This is a genomic window from Pseudanabaena sp. FACHB-1998 (assembly GCF_014696355.1).
In the GTDB taxonomy this organism is placed as follows: Bacteria; Cyanobacteriota; Cyanobacteriia; order Pseudanabaenales; family Pseudanabaenaceae; genus Pseudanabaena.
In genome coordinates this window covers 15,216-38,339 of sequence record NZ_JACJQA010000001.1, presented here as the reverse complement: position 1 = coordinate 38,339, position 23,124 = coordinate 15,216, and the positions used below count along the sequence as shown (strand labels likewise).

The following is a 23,124-nucleotide window of genomic DNA, read 5'->3' as shown; positions in this document are numbered from 1 at the left end:
GTTTCTTAAAGCTTTCAAACTATTCTTTTGTCTAGGTTCTTCGCGCTTTTCCTTTCAGTTTAGGTCGGCTTGCTTTCGCTTCGCCTCCCTTCAGCGCTTTACTAACTTAGCAACCTTACATTGCTTTGTCAATAGGTTTTGTAGTTTTGTTTTCTTCGGCAGGTTCTCTATTTTACTTCAATCCATTGCTCTTTATATGTTCTAGGGGGTTAGACTTTGCCTAGAATTTAAAAAATTCAGTCCTTTATTTAGTATTTTATTTAGTCAAATCAAAGATGTTTTTTATGGAAAGCTAGAAAGCACATTTTTTAGAGCTTTTCAAGAGACGTATTTTAAGAAAGCGCAAAGTACGGTAGTTAGTTGAATTAGTTTTAAGTATTGATGGCTGGATTAGTATTGATGGGATGAAAGTAAGGATTATAGATATGCGTATGCTCAATATTATGATCACGAATCTATTAGAGTATGGAGACAACTTAAAATTTGACGAATTTGAAAGTTCTGTATGAGCTTTCCTAGCTCTTCTGTAAAAGCTGATAGCTCTACATCAGATTGCTCTAAATAGGTGAGACGTTTCTTTAGAGCTTGAAGATCTCCCATTTCAGTTAGTTCTAATAGCTCTTGTAATATACGTTGCGAAGGAATTACGATTTCATTAAGAGCATTTACTTTATTTACGAGAGACTGCTGAGATGTATTCGCGGAAGGATTAACTTCATAATATTCATCGTCAGCTTCTAAATTAATGGGTGTGAGACTTATGTATGTTGGTAAGTCTATTTCTAGCCAAAAGTTACTACCTTTACCTAAGGTACTGATTACATTTAGTTGTCCTCCCATCATAGCTACTAGCTTTTTACTAATCGACAACCCTAATCCTGTACCTGATTGCATATCTACGGGGTCGCCAACTTGCTCAAAAGATTCAAATATTTTAAATAAATTCTCTGGGGCTATGCCTACACCACTATCGATAATATCGAAGCGAATTTTATTATGGCTAGGGACTTGGACTACGAGAGACACTATTCCTTTTTTTGTAAACTTGATGGCATTACCCATAAGGTTGAATATAACTTGGCGCAGTCGCTTTGCATCTCCGTAGACTAATTTAGGAATTTGTCCAATTGACTTATATGTGATTTCTAATTGTTGGTTATTAGCTTGTACCTTCAACGTATCAATTAGATCATTGAGGAGTCCATCTAAATGGAATGGTTCGTGTTCAAGTTCTAATTTACCTGCCTCAATTTTAGAGATGTCTAGAATATCATTGATTAAAGTTAGTAAGTGATTACCGCTCCGTTGGATGATATCTAGACCTTTTTGATGCTTAAGCGGATCGACATTATTTTTTAGGATTTGAGCGTAACCGAGAATGGCATTGAGAGGGGTTCTCAATTCATGACTCATATTGGTTAAGAATTGACTTTTGGCTTTGTTGGCACTGTCAGCAGCTTCTTTAGCTATTTCTAGTTCGCTAGTTCGTTCTTGAACGAGCTTCTCTAAGTCTTGATTAAATTGTTGGAGTTGGGTGTTGAGGGAAGATAGCTTTTGACGGCTTTCAGCAAGGCTGATCATCGTGCTGTAGGCTCTCAAACTGGAAATTAGTGTTGTAAATAGTTTCTGTTCTGTTAATTCAGTTTTCGACTTATAGTCATTGATGTCATAGTTCAAAAGGACAGAGGATTCGGGGAAATCTGCTGGCTGACCTGTACGCAGAATAATCCGCACGAGTTGATTTTGGAGGACTTCACGGATATATTTGACTGCTTGCAAGCCTGCATCGTTGGTCTCCATGATTACATCTTGAAAAACAACTGATATGTCAGGATGCTGCTCAATAATTTTGATTCCTTCGGCTCCAGAAAAAGTAGATATTATCTCTAATCCTTTGTCTGCAAACTTAAAGCCCTCTAGGGCGAGTCTAGTAACGGCGTGAACCGAACGATCATCATCACAGATTAAGATTTTCCATGCTGATCTATTTTGTAGAGCTATGACTTCAGGAATATGCTTAGATTCATGACTTTTTTCAGCGCTTCTTAAGGAAGATTTTAAAGCTTCTTCTACAAAAGATGACTCTTCATCTTCTTCTAGGAAAATTAGTTCATCTGGATCTGTAGACATTTTACTTTTTATGACTAGGGTTTTAGAAGTATGATTGGCGGCGCGCCGCCAATCATACTCTCTAGATGACTAAGTTAAATTAGTTCGTGATGGGAACGTTTACTAGGGTTTCAAGGCTAGAAGACTTGAGCAAATTCAACCAACTAGTTTTCAGGTCATTGCTATTGGGTTGAGACATTCGTAAATTCGCTAGTTCAGCGAGCGCTTCGTACCAAATTCCGAGTTTGGCATAGGTATATACTTTTTCGATCGCTGAGGCTTTTTCGAGTTTTTTGAGTAGAGGTTGCTCTGGTTTAATGCGACGAATAATCCCTTCGACAAAAGCGTCTTCAGGATCGCCTGTTTCGCATACGACAGAGATCAGCCATTTATAGTCTTTGCCAACTTCTAGGGATGCTGTTTCAAATTGGACATTAACAATGCTGGGAGTGTTGGTTAACTCTAGTCTTTTGCGGGCAATGCCTTTACCTTGAGGATTTTCGAGGGTAAATTCTACGGCGATCGCGTTAGTTTTAGGAATATAAGCAAAAAACTGGGGAGTTGAGGAGATCGTAAGTCCAAATTTGTTGGGAGGAAGTAAGGGAGTCAATTGTTGGTCTAGAGACTGTTTGTTTTTGATGTTTCTCTGCTCAATATCGCGATCTTTTAAACATTGCCCATCGCTACCTCGGCGACCGCCACCGATAGTGGTGGTGGGTGATGGGTTACTGGAAGGTGGCTCAAAGGTTTGGGCTTTAGCGTCGGCTAAAAAGAGAGAGCAAGCAGCAATTTCCCCAAATACTACGATCGCCCAAAGTGCGAAGTATCGATCTAATAATTGTCGATCTAATAATTTACGAAGCATAGCCTTATTCCTAGAGACTGAGTCTAATAAAATTAGATTTCTTATATGTATTGCTATAAATTATGTTACTCGTTTTTTATAGTTGCGACACAGTGTAATTAGTAAAAGAATCAATTGGGGGGCAAACAAGCTGCGCCACACCCAAATTGATATTTATAGCCAATTGCCGACTAGTACAAAGGGAGCCCAGTAGAAGGGATGTGTAAACTGAGTGTTTTTGAGAAGGCTCATCTGCGCTCTGCGTAAAGCGTCGGCTTTGGTAGTTCCAGCTATAGAAAGTTCTTGATAGAAATTTTCCATTAATGTAGCTGTAGCGCCGTCCTCAACTGACCATAAACTAGCGATCGTGCTACGCGCTCCCGATCGCACTGCCACTCCTGCTAGTCCTAGAGTTGCCCGTTTATCTCCCTTGGCGGTTTTACAAGCACTAAGAACCAATAACTCAATGGGATTTCTACTATCTTGAGCTTTAGTTTGGAGTAATTCGCCTAATTCTTTGACTCCAAGACGATTATCCCAAGTCAAAATAAAAGTTTTTTCGGCATCTGAACTAAATTCACCATGAGTAGCTAAATGAACTACTCGAAAGGGAATTTTATTAATCTGCTTTTGGATGGATGAGCTAAGAAAAGTTTCATTAATTAATGGCGCTTGTGATGATACCATCGCCGAAATTTGTTTGATTTCTCTTTCTACATTGGGCAGTGACTTAAAATTTTGAGTTTCTTTACTCAAGCCACCAATAAATACTTCTAATTGCTGGCGTTTGAGAGGGCGAGGATCGATTAGTTGAAGTCCGGGGGCGATCGCTAGGTTATATTTCTCCATCAGGTATTGATTGCCATCGTAGAGAACTGCCATGGGTAAATTTCGTAGGGAACCATCCAGCACAAAGGCGAGGGTTTTAATTTTATTAGCCGCAAGGGCAGATTCTATCTCTTTGCCAATGAGGATGTTATAAAGTTTCGCGGAGACTGCTTGAATATCGGTTTCAAGGGATGTTCGTCGAAGCGATCGCCGCAGTTCGCTGAATAGTTGTTCGAGTTTGTCCTGAGGAATTTGGGTACTGTGGTGCTGCAAAGAGCGATCGGGTAACGAGATAATTACTTCCAAACTGTCAGGTAACACGATGGGATAGATTACGGCGGCTTGCGAGTCGATATCTTCCACTTGTGTAGCTTTACTAACTAAGCAAGCTTCTTTAAAGAAATTATCTAACTCCGCTAGCTGAAGAGATTCGATGACTTTACGAGCGGCTTTGAGATTGTCGAGACTAACGGGTTTACCCTTTTCGGGGGTCAGGAGGAGGGCGGTAAGCTGGCGATAGACTGGTTCGACACTATCTCGAAAAGAAAATTGAATATCCGTATTGCTAGATACGAGATCCCCTCGAATGGAGGCTAGGGTATTGACTGCTTCATTATAGGCGGCGATCGCTTGAGATTTTTTACCTTGGGCTTTGAGGATGCGTCCCAGTTGCCACTGCCAACGATAGGCAATATCGCTCGCATTATTAGTCTGGGCGAGGATCAGCGCTTGTTCCGTTAGCCCCTGTGCTTCTGAAAATTGTTGAAATTGTTCATAAAGTTCACCCAAATAGCCGATCGCATAGGATTCCGCCCTTGGATCGCCCATCTCCTTGGCTTGCTGAGCCGCATTGGCGAGTAATTGCGCTGCAAGTTGGCGATCGCTTAAATCTGGACTTAACTTAATTAGACTTTGAGCAAAATTTACCCTTGCATAGACCACTGATCGGCTAAGCGGCAGGGTTTGAAGTTGTGGTTGAATCGCTAGCAACAACTTTTTTGCTGACTCAATTTGCTTGAGTTCAATTTCTAATCGCAGTTGGTTGAGTTGGGATTTAACCTTGGGCAGAGGATTAGTTGCGATTTTAGCGGCCTGTTGATAATAGGCGATCGCCTCAAAGCTCTTTTGCTGGCGGTAATCGCTATCGCCCGAACTAGCGGCTTGTTGCTGGCTATAGGCAATATTTCCTAAGCTCAGGAAGATTTCGGACATGTCGGCGGCATCGTCCAGTTGTTTGGCAATGACGAGACTTTCTTGCAACAACAAGGTAGCTTCTGAGAAATCCCCACTTAACCGCAACGTGTCGCCAAGGTTGAGCAAACTGGAAACTTTAAGGGAAGAGTTGGGGAGTTCTCTAATTACTGATTGCAACTGTTTTAGAGTATCTCTAGCTTTTGGATATAGCCCTAGCGATCGCATGGCTAGGCTTTGATTAATCTTGCTGCGAATAAAGCCTTCTTTGTCTCCCAACTGTTCGTAAGCGATCGCGGCTCTTTGCCAAGTAGCTAAAGCTTCTTGAGGCTTGCCTTCTACAAGTTGAATGTTGCCTTGAACGTTGAGAGCCTGTGCTAATAATTTTGGCTGTTCTGGATTAGATTGCAAAATTTCGAGACTGAATAAGATTGATTTCTCTGCTTCGCGCCAATTTCCCAGTTGTTGCTGAGCTAAGGCAAGATTTTGTAAAACAACGGCTTGATTGAGGCGATCGCCCTGTTTTGCGAGAATGTCCAAGGCTTGTTGCCAAAGGGCGATCGCCTTAGCGTATTGGGCGGACTGATAATATTGTTTACCCGTCTGGATGAGAGTTAAATAGTTATTAGGTAGAGATTGAGCAATAACTGAATGAGGTTTAAGCTTATGAATTTCATCCATTGATAACTTAGCAAGGTTATTCGCAATGCTCGGCTGAATATTCCACCCGAAAAAGAGAGTAAGGATGGTTGCAAGAGTTGCCAGACAAAAATATTTCCAAAATTTACGTTGTTTGGAATTAAGTTTCAAAATTGATTTCCATAAAACCATAGTTTTGCTCTTTATTTACAATTTTTTAGTTGGTGAAGCTTTGCCGCACCAACTAAAAATTGGTTCTTTAATTTACTAAGTCCTTCGCACAGGCAAGCCGAGGTATGACAGGGCTAAGCGGATTCATCGCCGCCATTAATCGGAGCTTGCCATCGCGATCGCGGGCGATCGTATTGGCTTCCACAATAGGTTGAGGAAGTTCTTTTATAAATTCTGGCTTTAGTTCCGAATTCTTAGCTATATAGCTCTTTGGCACAACTTCGGCTAGTTCTGCCAAAGGTTGAATACTAGACAGTTCATCATTAGGACTTTTGGGCAATCCCCCTCTTCCTGAAACTGTAAAGCTATTATCTCGACCCGATAACTTTCCTCCCACGGCACAACTTTGACTAATTTCCTTAGATGGATCGGTGAGATTGACAGGCAAAGAAGTTAATCCCCGACTAGGATCGACCTCAGGAGTAGTCACAATGACATTTCCTTGCAAACCAAATTCAGAGCTAGCCGTTATATCGCTAAAGTCTGTGGGTTGCAAACGGAATGTTAGACCATAAATGCCCCTAGTTGCAATGTTAATACTACCTCCATTACCCGTAAAAGCATTAGCAAAAATATTGCTATCTTCTTCTTTCACGCCAACGATGAATCCCGCATTAATATTAATGTTGCCACCATTGCCGCCCGACTGCGTTGTACCTGCCGTAGTACTAATTTGGCTCCCCCCTCGCAGAAGTAAGATATTGGGAACGTTTAAAGTAATGTTACCGCCATTGCTGCTAGCAGTTGAGGCGCTAATAGTGGAAGCATTGAGAAGAGAAAGATAATTAGCAGTGATGGCAATGCTTCCCCCCACCCCAGAGCCAAGACTACCGACGGCGATCGCTGCACCATCTTGAAGAGTAACAAACTGCGGATCGATCGTAATATTACCGCCATCCCCTTTGGAGCCTTTAGTTGTATTAGCAAATAAGCCAGTCCCTGAGGTAAAGAGAATCGAATTCCTTGCCTTAATGTCGATATTACCAGCTTTTCCATCACTACTAGTTTGGGCAGTAATTTGGCTATTATCTTTAAAAATGATGCCCTCACCTGCCTCAACCGCAATATTTCCTGCATTGCCAAGGCTATTGGTATTACTCAAAATTTGACTATTCTTTTGGAAGGTGATGAAGTTAGGGCTAGCAATGAAAATATTGCCAGCAGGGTCAATTCCTTGGGTCGTACTGAGGATTAAAGTATTGTCAAAGTTGAGATTTCGGGAACCTAGGATCTTGACATCTCCCGATCGCCCACTTTGTCCCGTACCAAAAATTGTCGTGATAAAAGTATTGGGGTCATTAATATCGTAATCGCGCTTAGGGAAGTTTACGGTCTTACTGGTGATCACTTGCAAACTAGCGATCGTTAAATCACTTAATCCTTTAATATTTACCGTTCCCGCTTGCCCAAAAGCCGATGAGGTAAACAAACCAAGATTAGTAATTTGATTTTTCGCCACAAGGGTAATTTCACCACCATTCCCACTATTGGCTCCCAACTTGGAAATAGAGAACGACAATATATAGCTAGTTAAATCACTGATAATATTCCCCTTGGGAGTAGAGATAGATACTGATCCGCCATTTTGAGAACTTGCCAAAGGCGCAAATGAGTATGCTGACAAGGTTGAGTTGTTCAGCTTAATATTTCCAGAGCCAGAATACAAAGAAATTGCTCCTCCCTTTCGCGCATTAGTCGATGGCGAGAAGGAATACGAATACAGAGTTAAGTCATTAAGGTTAATATCACCCGAAGCAGTGGCTAGAGAAATCGCGCCTCCATTACCAGCGTATTCAGATTTTGAGGATGAATAGGAAGCTGTGGAAGAATTAAGCGGCGCATTAATCAGCGAAATATTACCAGAGTTACTAGCTAAAGAAAACGCGCCTCCATTGCCAGAAGACTTAGAGCCAGAGTAAGTACCTGTATCTAAATACGTGCCTTTGTCGCCAAAGAAACTTTTAGCATTCTTGATAGTAATATTGCCAGAATAAGTGGCAAAGGAAGCTGCGCCTGCATTCCCTGAAGAACCATTTGTTAGCGATACCGAAGGAGATTTCCAAAGTGGACGAGTAACATTAATATTGCCAGAGTAAGACGTAAGCGCGATATCTCCAGCATTTGCAGAGTTCCCGTCATAGGTGAATGAAGATGATTCAAAATAGATGTTATTAAGATTGATATTTCCTGAATAAGAAGACAAGGAAATTTTGCCCGCATTACTTGCATCACCCAATAGAGTAAAAGAATCTGTAAACAGATCAGATTCCATCGTGATATTTCCAGAATAAGTAGAAATAGCGACTGAGCCACCCTTTCCCGCATTTCCAAAGGTTGGCTCAGAGTAAGCAATCAAGTTGGCATTCAAGGCAATATCGTCACGTCCATAAATACGAATATCCCCAGCACTAGCTCCGATCACAGCCGTACCCACATCAATTTCTTGGGTGGAGATTTTGCCTTGCAGAGTATTAGGAGTAAATTGATTGGTCAATAACACTAATCCACTCGGTTGATCTACGCGAATCGTCCCATTTACCGTAATATCCGCTTTAGTGGGAGAGTTGGAATAGCTCTGGCTCGAGGCGATCGCCCCTAAAAATAGAGGACTCGTCGGCAATCCGCCTAACTGCGCCCAATCTAGCCCCGATCGCACGTCTAAAATTGCCTGATTACTTCCATCAATGACAATCGGGATTTTTATAGGGATGACATCCTGAACTGAGCCATCACTATTCTTAATCGCTTGATAGTCGGTCACATAGACTCTGGCGAGATCGGCATAACTTTTAGTAGCATTAAATAGAGTCGTATTTCGAGGATTTATGGTACTGCTAACATCGCCTTTATTCGTAATCGTGACATTACCGAGCGTAACGCTTCCCCCAGCCAAAATATGCAGCGATGCACCGATGTAGTTGCCTAAAGTCACATTACCGATTGCGAGAATTACGGGGTCATTAGGGCTTAAGAGATTTCCCGTATTTCCATTTAAGTTTTCAATCCTGAAGTTTCCGCTAGCATAAAAATGAGCATCGCCAATAACAGGATTTAGCGATCGCAAAATCATCTCTCTACCTGACCAAAGCCCACTATTAGGCTGATTTAGGGAAAAAATATCCACGGACTGATTGCCCTGAAGCAACAAATCACGACCTGCAACGCCCCCAAAGGGAATGCTAGCAGTATCCCTTATTTTTAAAGTATCCTGCGCCTGTAAAGTCAAATCGCGACCTGCTTGTAATTGCCCTTGCAGGTCTAATTTGTCTGCATTTAAAACTAAGTCTTGTCCCGTTGAGAGATTACCTCGATTGGTAATTACGGCTCCCGCCTTACTCGCGCCATACTGCAAGCCCAGTGTAATGTCAGTTGTTAATAAAGGTGATGACTGCGGATTGATGGCGCTAAATTCACTCCCATCGACAAACTTGAGATTATTCGCTGTACTCCCCCCAAAAGTGCCGCCAATATCTAATTTGGCATTTGCGCCAAAGGTAATTCCATTAGGATTTAACAGAAACAGATTAACTTTTCCATTAGCTCTAATCATTCCATCAATATTAGAGATAGAATTCCCCGTTACTCGCGTCAAAATATTCTGAATATTGAACGCATTATTAAAATAGGCTATATGGTTTGTGAGAACTGAAAAATCTTGAAAACTATGATAAAGATTAATGCCCCTCGATGTACCACCGTCAATGGTATGAATTAATCCATCTGTAGTGACCCTAGAATTTACGGGTAAAGTGGCATCTGGAATAATCTGAGTCAAAGCAGGGAAAGCAGCAGTGAAATAGCCTAGAGCGATCGCACCTGAGATCCGCATACATAGAGGATCGAGCTTCATTACTTAAATTTCTCTTAATAATTATTAGGGCAATCAGGATGAGGTGGAGAATTTGAATAAGCTCACGTCAATTTAAATTTAATGAGATTATCAAGACAAGAGAATTTATTTCTAATTTTAATCCTAAATATATAAAACAAGTAGCTAGGCATAATTAAAAAAAACAAAATTCAAAGTTGTGAGACACTCACAGCGTAAGTCAAAGCTTTTGTGGTTTTATATTTAATTACACCCCGTCACCTAACTAATGAATCTTTAAGGAGTTTTGATGCTCAAGATAAGATTAAAGAGAGTATAAGTAACTGATGTTAAATGGAACCCTCACCCCCCAACCCCCTCTCCCATCAAGGGAGAAGGGGAGTAAAACAATTTCTTGTTCCCCTCTCCCCTTTTGGGAGAGGGGCTAGAGGTGAGGGTCTTGAAAACTTCCATGTAACATCAGTAAATAATAAGCTCCAAGTCGATTTATAGAGTTTTAGTGAAAGCTAGAAGTAGTTATTGTGAAAGTATTAAACAAGAGGATTTTCATATTTAAAGACAATCTAAAAATCACCCAAAAATGCGAGAAAAAATATATTTTTGTGGTGACGATCGCGATCGCCTTTAATTTTTATCCTCAAGCGATCGCCTCTCAAACTAATCCGATTCCTTCTAACTTCGCCATTCCTAACGATCTTGCCCCCAAAGTCACTCCCCAAACACCTCCAGAACCGACCAAACTTCCGCCTCCAGATCGTCTATTTGCCCCTCAAAACCCCTTAACGCCTCAGTCTCCCCAAGTTCCTCCTAATAGCACTTCTGAATTGATCGTAGTTAAGCAGTTTGCAGTCATTGGCAGCAGTATTTTTAGCGATCAGGACTTCCAAGTAATTACCCAAGCCTATACCAATCGACCGATTTCCATTATTGAGCTATTTGAAGTTAGAACCCAGATTACGGAACTTTATATAGAAAGAGGCTACATCACCTCTGGGGCATACATCCCCGAACAGGACTTACAATCAGGAATCGTCCAGATTCAGATCATCGAGGGGGGAATAGAAGAACTTAGAGTCACAGGCTTAAATAGACTTAACGAAGGATATATCCAATCCAGAATTGCGATCGCTACGACCAAGCCACTTAATCGTAATCGTCTCCTCGAAGCATTACAGCTATTACAAATCAATCCTTTGATTGAGAGCATATCCGCAAATTTATCACCGAGCTTGCAAGCGGGATTAAATAACTTAGAAATCAAGGTAACCGAGGCGAAGACCTTCAGCACACAAATTGGCTTTGATAATAGTCGGACTCCTAGCGTTGGCTCGGAACGTCGCCAAATTCAGATGGGCGAGGCGAACTTAACGGGACTAGGCGATCGCTTAAGTCTGTCCTACAGCAATACCAATGGTAGTAATGCTTTTGATGTTAGTTACACGATTCCCTTCAATCCTTATAACGGGACAATCAGCTTTAACTTGGGAACTTCAGCTAGTAATGTCATCGAATCACCATTTAATCTGCTCGATATTGCCTCTAATTCTCGAAATTACGAACTGACAATTCGCCAACCCATCTTCCAAAATATCTCCCAAGATCTGGCTCTAGGCTTGACTTTAAACCATCGGCAAAGCGCCGCCTCCTTATTAGGTGGCTCGATCCCTTTCCCTTCCCTTGGCTCTGATGCTAATGGTCAAACTAAAGTTACAGCCCTGCGCTTTTTTCAGGAATATGTACGGCGCAGTGCCGAAGAAGTTTTTGCGGCGCGATCGCAATTAAGTTTAGGGCTGAATGCTTTGGGCGCAACCATTAATGCGATCGCTCCCGATGGTCAGTTTTTGGCTTGGCGCGGACAAACTCAATATGTAAGACTTTTAGCTCCAGAAACCTTGCTATTTCTGCGAGCTGATCTCCAACTTAGCGATCGCCCACTTTTATCGCAGGAGCAAATTAGTTTGGGAGGTCAAGACAACCTCCGCGGCTATCGTCAAGATGCTCTGCTCAGTGACAACGGGTTACTTTTATCCGCCGAAGTCAGGATTCCTGTGCTGCGAATTCCTGAAATTAGCGGACTTTTACAGGTTGTGCCATTTGTGGATTTTGGTACAGTATGGAATCAGCTAGCAAATCCCAATCCTGATCCCAGTACCCTTGCCTCAGTAGGTCTGGGATTAAGGCTACAAATTAGCGATCGCCTAACCATGCGCCTTGATTTGGGCATCCCCCTTAGCCGTATCTCTGCGGACAAAAAAACCTTACAGGAAAATGGAATTTATTTTTCCATATCTGCTAATCCATTTTAAAATTTATCTATGTGGATTAATCTCAAAAAAAGAATTTGGAAATGCAAAGAGTTCTTTGCCATTATTCCTATAACAACAGGAATTTTGCTAGGAATACGCTTTTTGGGTGTTTTACAGCCCCTTGAGCTATCGATTTATGATTTATTCTTTCAATGGCGACCGCATGAGCCGCGAGATAACCGCATTGTGCTTGTGTCGATCAATGAATCTGACATCAAAAAATTTGGTTATCCAATTACCGATGATACTCTCGCTAAACTTCTCAATGTAATCAGAGAACAACAGCCTAGAGCCATCGGACTAGATATCTACCGCGATTTGCCAGTACCGAAAGAGTATGGTTCTGAATATCAGGAACTAGTAAAAGTCTTTAAATCCACCCCAAATCTGATTGGAATCAGGAAAGTTATCGCTAATCGCGAAGGTAGCAGTGTAGCTGCTCCGCCAGTTCTCGAAGAACTAAATCAAGTCGCTGCTAATGATTTTCCGCCCGATCGCGATGGCAAAATTCGGCGTGTACTAATCTCCCTTAAGGATGGACAAGGCAAAGCAGTTCCCAGCTTAAGCGCCTCTCTAGCGTTGCAATATCTAAAACAAGAAAACATTCTCCCTGAAGTTATCGATCCCAAAATACCAACCTACAAGTTAGGCAAGGCAACCTTCTCGCCCATGGGGGGAAATGATGGCGGTTATGTCAATCAAGAAGTAGGCGGCTATCAAATATTATCGAACTTTCGCACTTTTAAGGATGATTTTCGTTCTGTCTCACTGACTCAAATCTTACAGGGAGAGATTCCCAATGATATATTTCGCGATCGCCTTGTTTTAATTGGAATTACTGCCGAGAGTGACACCGATTACTTTATTACTCCCTACAACAGTACGACTCTAGGCAATTCTTTTCCCATTACCAGTGGCGTAGTTCTTCATGCAAATATTGCCAGTCAATTAATTGCCAATGCCCTTGATGATCGACCTATTTTACGAGTCTGGTCAAAACCGATTGAATGCCTCTGGATCGCCATCTGGGCGATCGCCAGTGGCGCATTTTGCTGGAATTGCCATAGACCCAGCAAAATCGAGCTATCAAAGTTTACCTTCCGTATACCTTGGACATTTCTTACGATCGCAGGGGTGGGGGTGAGCCTATTCACGGCTAGTTATATCCTATTTCTACAGGGGTGGTGGATTCCGATCGTTCCATCCTTGCTGGCTCTATTCGGCTCATCTATAGCGATCACAGGTTATACCGCACTTAGTGGTAGCGAAGCTCGTAGACGAGCGATTCTGGCTGTCATTCCTGATTTGATGTTCAATGTCAGTAGCGATGGAATTTATTTGGGACTAATCAACTACAGCAAGGAGATCGCGGTTGTATATCCTGACTTTGAGAATGTTGGTAAGCACCTTTCCCAAATTCTCCCGCCCGAAATTAGCGATCGCCACCTTTTTCATATTCATCAGGCTCTAATTACAGGTCAGATCCAGATATATGAGCAGAAAATCTATGTGGATGGCAAATACCAACATGAAGAGGTTCGCATCGTCGTAAGTGGAGCCAATGAGGTGCTATTTATGATCCGCAATATTAGCGATCGCAAACAAGCCGAATTAGCCATTCACCACAAAAATCTCGAACTAGCAACCACTTTGGACGAACTCCAAACCACCCAAAAGCAACTGGTCGAGTCCGAAAAATACGCCGCCCTCGGCAGTATGGTGGCAGGGATTGCCCATGAAGTGAATACCCCCGTTGGCAATAGTTTAATGGCGGCTTCGATCCTTGAAGGTGCTACGCAAAAATTTAATGAGTCTTTTTATCGGGGCGAACTCAAAAAATCTAGCCTACAAGCATATTTAGATAAAGCCAAAAGTAGTAGCGAAATTCTTTTAGAGAATTTGCAACGCGCCGCCGAATTGATTCAAAACTTTAAACAGGTTGCGGTCGATCAATCCAGCTTAGATCAGCGGGAATTTCTCGTAAAAGACTATATCGAAAAGATTTTAATTAGCCTAGCGCCGCAGATCAAATACACCCCCCATCAAGTTTTTGTTCATGGGGATCAGGCGATCGCTATTCAGAGTTATCCGGGCATCTTCTCGCAAATTGTTACGAACTTAGTGATGAATTCTCTAACCCATGCCTATCAAGGATTAGAAAAAAAAGGAAAGCTCCAATTTGAACTGATGCAAAAAGAAGATCAGCTCGTAATTATTTATTCTGATGATGGCAAGGGCATTACGCCCGAACATTTACCAAGGATTTTTGAGCCTTTTTTTACCACCGCCAGAGATCGAGGTGGTAGCGGCTTAGGGCTACATATCATCTATAACCTTGTCACCCAAAATCTTAAGGGAACGATTAGCTGTGAAAGTGAAATTAATGTAGGGACAAAGTTTACGATCGCTTTGCCAATTAATACCCATTCACAAAATTGGGATTCAACCCAGAGTCACCAGCGCTAAGGACGAAAATAAAACATTTTTAGCCTTTAACGACAGCCGATCAAGAACATAAATATGTAAATGTCGCGGGATATGGCGATCAAAAAATTCAAAAATGCCGCCTAATAAATCACGCACAGGAACCAGATCGACTAAAAGCCGTTCCGAAGCCCCAGCCCAAAACTCTATCTGAGATAATTCCTCGGCTGAGAGAGTATCTGCCAGATTTGGTGGAGCATTTTCACTAAAATTTTGGATCAATTTGCTATATAAAGAGCTTAATAGCGAATTGATCCAGTCTGCATGGTACAGATAAGTACCTCGCTCTAGTCCCAGCCACTGCGCCATTTGCCTTTGCCCCACAAATAAAAGATCAAATCCTTCAGCGACGGCTTGCTGAATTTGCTCCTTAACCTTTTGTCGGAGAATTTCCACCTTACTCATGGCTTCAGGTGTAATAGCGGCGGCTTTGATTTGAGTATGGGGGATATCGCCAAGATCAAAATTTGACAAGAAATAAATCTTGTCGCCCTCATGAAAGCGCTGTCCAGACTTACGCCCAAAACATTGTTGGACATTAGCCAAGATCTGGCGATCGACAAAATTCGCAAAATCTGCATCTTTTTCTAGAGGATGTGACCCCGTTAACACGACATACTCAGCTTTAAGGGCGGCAATGTTCGGGCAGGGAGTACCAACTATGACTAAATTTTTTGCCTCAATAAAATCATTGGAACCGCGAGAATCCCTAAACCAAGCTCCATCTGCGTAGTCTTTGAATTTTTTAAAATCAATAACCTTGGTACTCGGCTCGGTTTGTTTGAGATGGTCAATAATTGCTTGAGCCTGACGGGTCTGCTCATTGCCCCGTTGCATGGTCATGCGCCCAATATCGGTAACTTGATAAATATTGGGTTTTGCAAAGTTAGTAGACTGCTTAACTGGATGAATCTGAGCCTTGATCCGCATTTCTAAATCATGGGGACTAATGGTGGCATCCAGATAAAGATTGGCTGCCGAATGACTCGTAATGTCCCGCAAGCGAGGATTGAGAATCGAGACTGTCAGTTTGCCTTTGTGAATATGCAAATCGCCATACTGCATTGCCCCAGACAGAATATCTAAAAATTCGCAGAACCATTGCTTTAATATTTCGCGTTCAATGCGGCGCTCCACCTCCGTTGCTTGCAGAGTGGTTTCATGTTTGAGCAAGGAATTGAGACGCGCTAGCTCCCGTTTTTCTTGCCCCTTAGCATTGGTAAACTCAGAATCGGCGATCGCCTCGACAGTATCCAGAATTGATAAATCAGGTTTAAACAAGTCGGCTAATCCAGAAGAATCAACGATATCGGAGATAGTTGCTTTGATTTTATGAAAATCTAGTCCATGACGGGATTTATCGGCTAATAGGTGATGCAATTTATTTAAGACATCAATAAATTGTTGGGGATTTTCTAGATTAGAGCGAGATATCTTGGCGATCGCCTTATCAATATCATCTTGGTCAACCATAATCTGACGCATGGTCGCGAGGCTTTCGCTGACCTCTTCCCAGACCAGCAAAGTTTTGGAGTAATCATAATCCACGGGGCTAGGTAAACTCGCGGGATGCGATCGCAGAATCGTGGACTTAAAAGCGATCGCTCGTTCATGTCTAAAGCCAAACCCATCGCCATGGGAATGACGGCAAGCATTTAATAACGGACAGGTTTCGCAAATGACACTGGTATCTGTAACTGCTTTATTAATCAGAGCCGCGATCGCGCCTGTGCGAGAGCAATTAGATTTTGTATGCAAATCATCACCGTAGTTAGCACGGCGTAACTTATTACCTTTGGTGGTCAATCCTTGATGACGAGCGGGTAATAACTGCCAATCTTGCAGCGTTTCCGTAGTGACATTACGAGAATCATTAGATATATAGATAATCCGCTCAATGTCATTAAACATTTCAGGACGTAATAAGCCTGCATCATGGCTCTTGCCCGTCCCCGTCTCCGAGGTATCGAGAAGATGTTTATGAGATTTTAATAAATCGCGCCAAGTCTCTAACCTTGTCCCCGATGTGTAGGTCAAAGTAGAGCTACTAGGATTAATAGGACTAGGACTAACTTGCGGCGATCGCCTCACAAATCCCAGAGCTTTGACTTGAGGTTGAGGATTCTGCTCAGGAAATAATCTGTCCTTGAACCATTGGAAGGGGGCAAACTTGGGCTTAGGTTGATAATTGGCGATCGCCCAGAACTGAGCCACCGTCAAAAGCTCAATCATGGAGCTATCCCCTAATTCATCAATATCATCAGCATCCTTAGTAAGTTGTCCCCACCACAGGACATCGATCGCAAAGCCAAGCTCAGCGATAAAGTTAAGATTTTTTTCATGGCGACGCAGTACTGAAGGGTTAGCAACGTCACCCGCATCGATCGCATATTCTAATCTCGTCGTTTCCGAGCTAGCGCCCAGATCTTGTAAATAGGTCAGCAAAGTTTGTTTACTTGCCATAAACTGTCCGCCCGAAGCCCCAATGGCAGGGCAGTTTCGCAGCTTCGCCGCCAGATAGGGCTTTACCCCAGTTCCTTCAACTAAAACCACACGCTGACCCTTGATGGCTTCATCAGGAAAAGATGAATAAAAAGTTGAATAAAAGGCGAGAGGTAACTCCCCATTTTGTTGTTGGGCGCTCATCCCCCAAGGTTTGTGCCAGCGATAGCGCCCCGATGATCCATCACGCAAACGGATTTGAAAACCAAGAATTTGCTGCTGAGGATTTTTGATGGGCAGAATATAGCCAGATTTGGTAGATTTAGCCTCTAGTCTGATAATTTCACTTTCAGATAAATTACGGCTTAGTAAATCTGCTTTGTCTATTTCATCTAAATTCAGTTTTTGTAAATAGTTAGTAAATACCCGATCGCGTTGAGGGGTATCAGGTAATTTCGCTAAGCGCGATCGTTGTAATTTGTGTTGAGCAATTCTCTGTTTGAGATGAGTGTCGCGTCGTTGCTGTTGTTCGGCTTCAGTCTCTGGTCTGACGCGGAGATATTTTCCTGCAAAGTAACTGCCTGTAGTTTCGCCGACAAATTTCCAATTTAGTAGACCCAGATCAGAGGCATGGGTCATGCACAGCACAAAATCCTCACTGACAGTCCGACATTTACCCTTGATGTCATCGCAAATGGGGCAAGGGTTATGGGACTTAGTGGGAGAAAATTTGCCGCTAGAATACTGATTATTTAAAGAAAATGCCTGTTTGGGGGGGTGATTATGGGGGTTAACTGCGCTCTCTTCAGAGATCTGTTGCAAGGGAGGGTTGAAATTAGAAAACACTTGTATTGTCCTGATTGTAAAGTTTGTAGCGATTTCAATCAGGAAACAAAAAGAAGTCTTTGAACAATTCAATAATAAATTTTGCTTAATTTAAAAAAATTCCAGCAAAAGCTATTGCTAAACTCATATCTTGCGTTAAGATATAAATAAGCACTGGTCAAGTGTCTTAGAACGAACAAAACTGCAATCTGTCAAAAAAGCAAAGTTCATCCGTAGACTTCTTCTTTTCGTTTCCGGATATTAATTTAAGTACCTTCGGGTCATCAAAGAGCTAGTGGGTGGTATCACTGGCTTTTTTGGTTTCTGAAGGAAAATATTGGTTATCTCCTTAAGTAAAAAGTATTAGATCAAGCATACGGCGATCGTTTTAAATTTAATCCACGAAATCCGAAAATTTATCTTAAACGCCAGTAGCTTGTTGTTAGATCGGCGTGATCAAACAAAGAACTAAGTTTTGCTTAGCAATGCTGCTATTAAAAGCTTGGTTCTTTATTTTACTGTACGATCCTTACAGATATATTAATGTAATTTGGATCTATTTCATACACGAGACTGTAAATATTAAGTGGTAGTGCTAAGTAGCTAGGCACAATTAAATATAAAACCCAAGAAGTGAGGGGCAGCGCTTTGCGCCGCCCCTCACTTCTTGGGTTTTGTGTCCTTATACCAAATAAAGAAATGGCATAGCTATTTCTTTATTTGGTATAAGGACTGACGACAGCTATACAACCCAAAGCTTAAACAGGCTCTATTCAAGGGGAAAGGTAATCTCATAGCACCAAGGTTAAATCCTGTATGATCTTGGAGTTATTTTGCAAAGTTTAAAAAATCTTCAATATTGCAGGAGTCTTCCGTCATGGCTAAAGTCAAAATTGCCACCACTAGCACTGTCAGTGCTGACAAGGTTCTGAAAACCACAGCCAATGGTCAATCGGTTATCGTTGCTAAAGTTGGTGACAAGCATTGCGCGATCGCCAATAAATGTCCGCATTTTGGACTACCCCTCGCTAAAGGTAAGTTTGAAAATGGCGTAATTACCTGTCCTTTTCATGGCTCAAAGTTTGAAATTTGTACTGGCAAAAATGTTGAATGGGTTGACTCCTTTGTGGGTATTCCTTTGCCTGATATCGCTAAGAAAATGATTGCTATGGGTAAATCTCCTACCGATGTGGCAAGTTTTACGGTTACTCAAGAAGGCGAAGATCTGTTTATTGATGCTTAATGTCTCAGGCGATCGCTTGATCAAGTGTTAATCGTCATCAGATAACCAAAAGCTGAGGCGCACGCACAGCGTGCGCCTCAGCTTTTTTCAATTAATGTGGAAGATTGAGAATGGAAGTTAATCCATTCTCAATCCTCTAGCCTCTGCTTCTAAAAACAAAATCCCCCAGAGTTACGGCGCGAAGCGCCGTAACTCTCTAGACTGGGCGACAGCTATGGTTAAAAACGCTATGATATGGCTGTTTTGTGAAGTAACGAGGTGAATTTAATGGCGATCGCATTACCAAAAAAAATCATGCTGCTTGGCTCTGGTGAACTAGGCAAAGAGGTAGTTATTGCTGCCCAGAGGCTCGGTAATACGGTGATTGCAGTTGATCGCTATGACAATGCGCCTGCGATGCAAGTAGCGGATTATCGAGAAGTTATTTCGATGTTAGATGGTGAAGCGCTCGAAGCGGTGGTGAAAAAGCATCAGCCCGATTTGATTGTCCCAGAAGTAGAAGCCATCCGTACCGAGAAACTGTTGGAACTCGAAGCACAGGGCTATACGGTCATTCCCACTGCGGCGGCTACTAACTTCACAATGAATCGCGATCGCATTCGGGATTTAGCAAGTAATGAATTGGGTTTGCGAACCGCCAAATATGCCTATGCCACTAGCCTCGAAGAACTAAAAACCGTTGCTGCCGAAATTGGGTTTCCCAACGTGATTAAGCCTGTGATGTCTTCTTCAGGAAAAGGGCAATCTGTGGTTAGTTCTGCCGATGAATTGGAAAAAGCGTGGGATTATGCGATCGCGGGGGGGCGAGGTGATACCGCCAAAATCATCATCGAGGAATTTATCAATTTTGAAGTAGAAATTACTTTGCTAACCATCCGTCAATGGCAAGGGGAAACGCTATTTTGCGAAGCGATCGGGCATCGTCAGGAGCGAGGTGACTACCAAGAATCATGGCAACCCGTTGGCTTAACCCCTGCCCAAGTTAAGGAAGCCGAAGATATTGCTCGTAAAGTAACCGATAAACTCGGCGGCGCTGGCATTTTCGGTGTGGAATTTTTCATCACCAAAGACGAAGTAATTTTTTCTGAACTGTCTCCCCGTCCCCATGACACAGGAATGGTTACCCTAATTTCTCAAAATCTCAATGAATTTGAACTTCATTTACGGGCAATTCTCGGCTTGCCAATTCCCACCATTGAGTTACTCAGTCCTTCCGCCAGTGCCGTCATTCTTGCGAGTGAAACCAGTGTAAATATTTCCTTCATGGGAGTAGAAGAAGCTCTTGCAATTCCTAATACCGAAATCCGTTTGTTTGGTAAGCCTGATTCGCGTCCCTATCGCCGTATGGGTGTGGCTTTAGCCAAAGGGAAAGATGCCATAGAATCCCGCCAAAAAGCAACAGAAGCCGCCTCAAAAGTCAAAATTATTTAATCGACTATCTGCTTGGATTAAGAGAATTTGTTACGCAGAATATATAATAGTTAAGGTTGATTTTTTGATGCAAATCAGCTTAGTTACGGTGCTTTGTGCGGTAACTAAGCCCATAATATATATTCGTAAAATATGCCTACCTATGCTCAAGTTGAACAAGCTCTTATAAATCTCGAATACGATATAGATTTTAGCGATCGCTATCCCACTAAATTGACAGGATATATTGCTATTGAAGGTTATCTGTCACAGATAGTTCTTAAGTTTCGTGAAAGTTATCACGGTGAGCTAGGTGATCTGGAGGAAATGTTTCAGGTGGAATGGCTCATGAATGACGGTGAAAGCTGCTTATATTTAGACATCGCCTCTTTGGATGAGCCAGATGAAGTTCCTGACATATTTGTTAAGGAAAAAGTGATTTTGAGGTCTGTTTTTGATCGTGTTTTACAAGAAATAGCCCAACTTAGCGATCAATCTTCATAAAATCTCAAAAGCTTGTAGCGCACGCTGTGCATGCGCTACAAGCTTTTAGCCTATAATTCTGAGAATTCGTGATTCGATTCCTTCCCATGTTTTGTTAGAAACTGAGATTGCCATTTTTTTGCAATGCACCATCAATAGATTGGCGTACAGATAATTTTCTAAATCTTCCACCTCTTCGGAGGAAATCATATTTAGTTCTTTTGGTAAATAGAGAGCTTGAAACCAAGTAGAGCTAATCGCTTGACGAAATTGTTCTCTTAATTCAAAGGGTTGATCGAGGTTTGGTATTTTGGTGGTTAACGCCTCTAGTCGAGCCTGAAGTACTTTAAAATTGACATCTTTAGAATCGAAGTTAAGAGGTTTCATCGACTGTTCCAAGTTATTGCACAATTGGAGAGTCAAGCTAAGTTCAGTCTGGCTATCGAAATCAAGGGCATAGGCAAGACTCAAAGACAAATCTGAGGCAAATACCTTATCAAAATTGATGTCCTCATCGAAATCTAGATAGAGATCGCGAGCTAACCCTAACATTCTCGATAAAAGTAAGGAGGACGAAAGCTCCACCAGAAATCGGGGACGAGCTAAAAACAAGGTAGCAATCCGTTTGCTCACATTTTTAAGATTGCTTCTAGAATTACTAGTTATTTGGTCTAGCCATTCCAAAATGTCGCGTAATCTATTGGTATTGATGAAGCTGGAAGCTTGGGACTCAATGTTTAAGAGAAGTTCTTCAATATTCCCAATCATCATCCCCGCTAGTAATAAAAATACTTGTTGCCATCGCCGATCGCTTAAATGGTAAGTAACTAACAACTTAACTTTATTGTGGTTATAGATATACCGAGCTGTAAAATATTCTTGAAAAGTAATATGACAAAAAACAAAATTAGTGGAGGTATTAAATTTAGTAGCTTTGCAAATACCGACTTGTTGTAATACCTTAAGTACAAACTCAACATTGAGTTTCTGTAAATCACCATTACAACTCACCAAAATCGTTTGTATCTGCTGCTTTACCTCCTCCAAAGGCAACATCATATTCTGAAATTCAAAGCTCTTGTAAGCAATTTCAGTTATTACCAGATCGAGAACTTCAGTACTAATACTTTTCTCGTCTGGATTATTAATTTGTTGATGTTGTAAGACCTTTTCTTCTAATAATAAATGAATTGCCTTTTCGTAGAGTCCACTTAAGTTAGCAGGTAAACTAAGGCGGCGATCGCATAGTAAGCATAGGAGAGATAAAGACAATGGAGAATTTGCCAACCCTCTAGCAATATCATTGATTTGTAAGATTTCCCAACATCTTTGCGCTTCATCTGAAGCTTTATCTAACTCTTGAGAAGAGTTAGGTATTGTCGCCACCTGATTGACTTTGGAATTAGAACTTTGGTCATAGGCGATCGCGAACCATTTATGAATATATTCCTGAGTATGGAGGTCACTCCAAGATTGCATGGCAACTTCTAGGAATTGCCCTAAGCTATTTTGATAGGAATTTAAACGACTAGAAACGATGTATCGATTGTTAGGATAAGCTTTCACAAAAGCGTGTACATGATGAGATAAATACTTTTGGGATAGAGGCGATTCATTTAAGCCATCAATGAGAATTAATAGTTTTCCATTCTTCAGCAGCCAAACTGCAAGATCATTGGCAAAAGGAAAACCGCATTTCTCTAGCTCCTCAGTGATTGCTAGTAACAAAGTGTCCGCCTCACTGCAAAATCTCCATAAATGCAAAAAAATAGGCAACACATTATGTTTGTAGCGTCCTTCGGGATAACGCAATGCTTCTAAACCAACATATTTTAAAAAGGTGGTTTTCCCTGTAGCAGGATCTCCTAAAATCGTTAAGTATTCTTCTTCATTGGCAGTATTTAATCCCAATAGATTAGAACCTTTATTTTGATTACTTCTTTGCAAATCGCGAGTAAATGCTTCCTCTAGTTCATTTACCGAATCAAAATTCCGAATAGAAGTATGAGTTTGAAATCTTTGAGGAATATAAATAGAAGACAACGCTATAGGTTTCTGCATACCTACTAGCTGTACCAGCGCATGAGACTCTAGATAACTTTTGGTGTAAGCTCTCGCAGCTTTGACTGTAGCATGACGAAAATATGCTTCGCTAATATCTAACTCTCTACCCACATCGCTGTCAATAAACCCCGACAAAGCTAGCTCAAATCTATTGGTCACTTCACGAATGCTATGCTCTAATTTGATACTCATCGTC

At 41.7% G+C, this 23,124-nt stretch carries 11 protein-coding genes; 5 read left to right on the top strand and 6 right to left on the bottom strand.

From position 1 onward, the window contains the following. Positions 1-447: 447 nt before the first annotated feature. The 4 genes from H6F42_RS00130 to H6F42_RS00115 all read right to left on the bottom strand — a co-directional run bounded on the left by H6F42_RS00130 (position 448) and on the right by H6F42_RS00115 (position 9,692). Positions 448-2,130, bottom strand: a complete 1,683-nt coding sequence (locus H6F42_RS00130) for an ATP-binding protein (protein WP_190397321.1) — start codon at positions 2,128-2,130, stop codon at positions 448-450. 79 nt (positions 2,131-2,209) lie between these two features. Next, positions 2,210-2,974 (bottom strand): DUF928 domain-containing protein, encoded by a 765-nt coding sequence (locus H6F42_RS00125; protein WP_190397320.1) that lies wholly within the window; start codon positions 2,972-2,974, stop codon positions 2,210-2,212. 153 nt (positions 2,975-3,127) lie between these two features. Next, positions 3,128-5,782 carry a CHAT domain-containing protein gene (locus H6F42_RS00120; RefSeq protein ID WP_242018278.1) on the bottom strand — a complete coding sequence of 885 codons (2,655 nt, stop codon included), beginning with the start codon at positions 5,780-5,782 and terminating at the stop codon, positions 3,128-3,130. A gap of 88 nt (positions 5,783-5,870) precedes the next feature. Continuing rightward, on the bottom strand, positions 5,871-9,692 hold the full coding sequence (locus H6F42_RS00115) for a filamentous hemagglutinin N-terminal domain-containing protein (protein ID WP_190397318.1): 3,822 nt from the start codon (positions 9,690-9,692) through the stop codon (positions 5,871-5,873). Positions 9,693-10,192: 500 nt separating this feature from the next. Here H6F42_RS00115 and H6F42_RS00110 point away from each other — a divergent pair, with 500 nt between their 5' ends. Together H6F42_RS00110 and H6F42_RS00105 are read left to right on the top strand one after the other, a co-directional pair. Beyond that, a complete protein-coding gene (locus H6F42_RS00110; protein ID WP_347272273.1) occupies positions 10,193-11,977 on the top strand; it encodes a ShlB/FhaC/HecB family hemolysin secretion/activation protein in 1,785 nt (594 codons plus the stop codon). 9 nt (positions 11,978-11,986) lie between these two features. After that, entirely contained in the window at positions 11,987-14,443 is a 2,457-nt protein-coding gene (locus H6F42_RS00105) for a CHASE2 domain-containing protein (protein ID WP_190397317.1), read from the top strand. Here H6F42_RS00105 and H6F42_RS00100 read toward each other — a convergent pair. Continuing rightward, on the bottom strand, positions 14,420-17,749 hold the full coding sequence (locus H6F42_RS00100; protein ID WP_190397316.1) for a hypothetical protein: 3,330 nt from the start codon (positions 17,747-17,749) through the stop codon (positions 14,420-14,422). The genes H6F42_RS00105 and H6F42_RS00100 overlap by 24 nt on opposite strands. Positions 17,750-18,605: 856 nt before the next feature. On the opposite strand from H6F42_RS00100, the gene H6F42_RS00095 reads away from it, so the two are divergent. From H6F42_RS00095 to H6F42_RS00085, 3 genes are all read left to right on the top strand, one after another. Beyond that, positions 18,606-18,971 carry a Rieske (2Fe-2S) protein gene (locus tag H6F42_RS00095; RefSeq protein WP_190397315.1) on the top strand — a complete coding sequence of 122 codons (366 nt, stop codon included), beginning with the start codon at positions 18,606-18,608 and terminating at the stop codon, positions 18,969-18,971. A 267-nt stretch (positions 18,972-19,238) separates the two neighbouring features. Continuing rightward, entirely contained in the window at positions 19,239-20,402 is a 1,164-nt protein-coding gene (gene purT, locus H6F42_RS00090; protein WP_190397314.1) for a formate-dependent phosphoribosylglycinamide formyltransferase, read from the top strand. A 132-nt stretch (positions 20,403-20,534) separates the two neighbouring features. After that, on the top strand, positions 20,535-20,885 hold the full coding sequence (locus H6F42_RS00085) for a hypothetical protein (protein ID WP_190397313.1): 351 nt from the start codon (positions 20,535-20,537) through the stop codon (positions 20,883-20,885). Positions 20,886-20,930: 45 nt separating this feature from the next. Here the strand turns inward: H6F42_RS00085 and H6F42_RS00080 are convergent, their stop codons facing one another. Further along, positions 20,931-23,120, bottom strand: coding sequence for a hypothetical protein (locus tag H6F42_RS00080; RefSeq protein WP_190397312.1), 2,190 nt, complete (start codon positions 23,118-23,120; stop codon positions 20,931-20,933). Positions 23,121-23,124 lie beyond the last annotated feature (4 nt).

Coding starts and splice junctions, on each gene's coding strand:
- H6F42_RS00105 (WP_190397317.1), top strand. CDS start 11,987: ATGTGGATTAATCTCAAAAAAAGAATTTGGAAATGCAAAGAGTTCTTT.
- H6F42_RS00130 (WP_190397321.1), bottom strand. CDS start 2,130: ATGTCTACAGATCCAGATGAACTAATTTTCCTAGAAGAAGATGAAGAG.
- H6F42_RS00115 (WP_190397318.1), bottom strand. CDS start 9,692: ATGAAGCTCGATCCTCTATGTATGCGGATCTCAGGTGCGATCGCTCTA.
- H6F42_RS00085 (WP_190397313.1), top strand. CDS start 20,535: ATGCCTACCTATGCTCAAGTTGAACAAGCTCTTATAAATCTCGAATAC.
- H6F42_RS00080 (WP_190397312.1), bottom strand. CDS start 23,120: ATGAGTATCAAATTAGAGCATAGCATTCGTGAAGTGACCAATAGATTT.
- H6F42_RS00125 (WP_190397320.1), bottom strand. CDS start 2,974: ATGCTTCGTAAATTATTAGATCGACAATTATTAGATCGATACTTCGCA.
- purT (WP_190397314.1), top strand. CDS start 19,239: ATGGCGATCGCATTACCAAAAAAAATCATGCTGCTTGGCTCTGGTGAA.
- H6F42_RS00095 (WP_190397315.1), top strand. CDS start 18,606: ATGGCTAAAGTCAAAATTGCCACCACTAGCACTGTCAGTGCTGACAAG.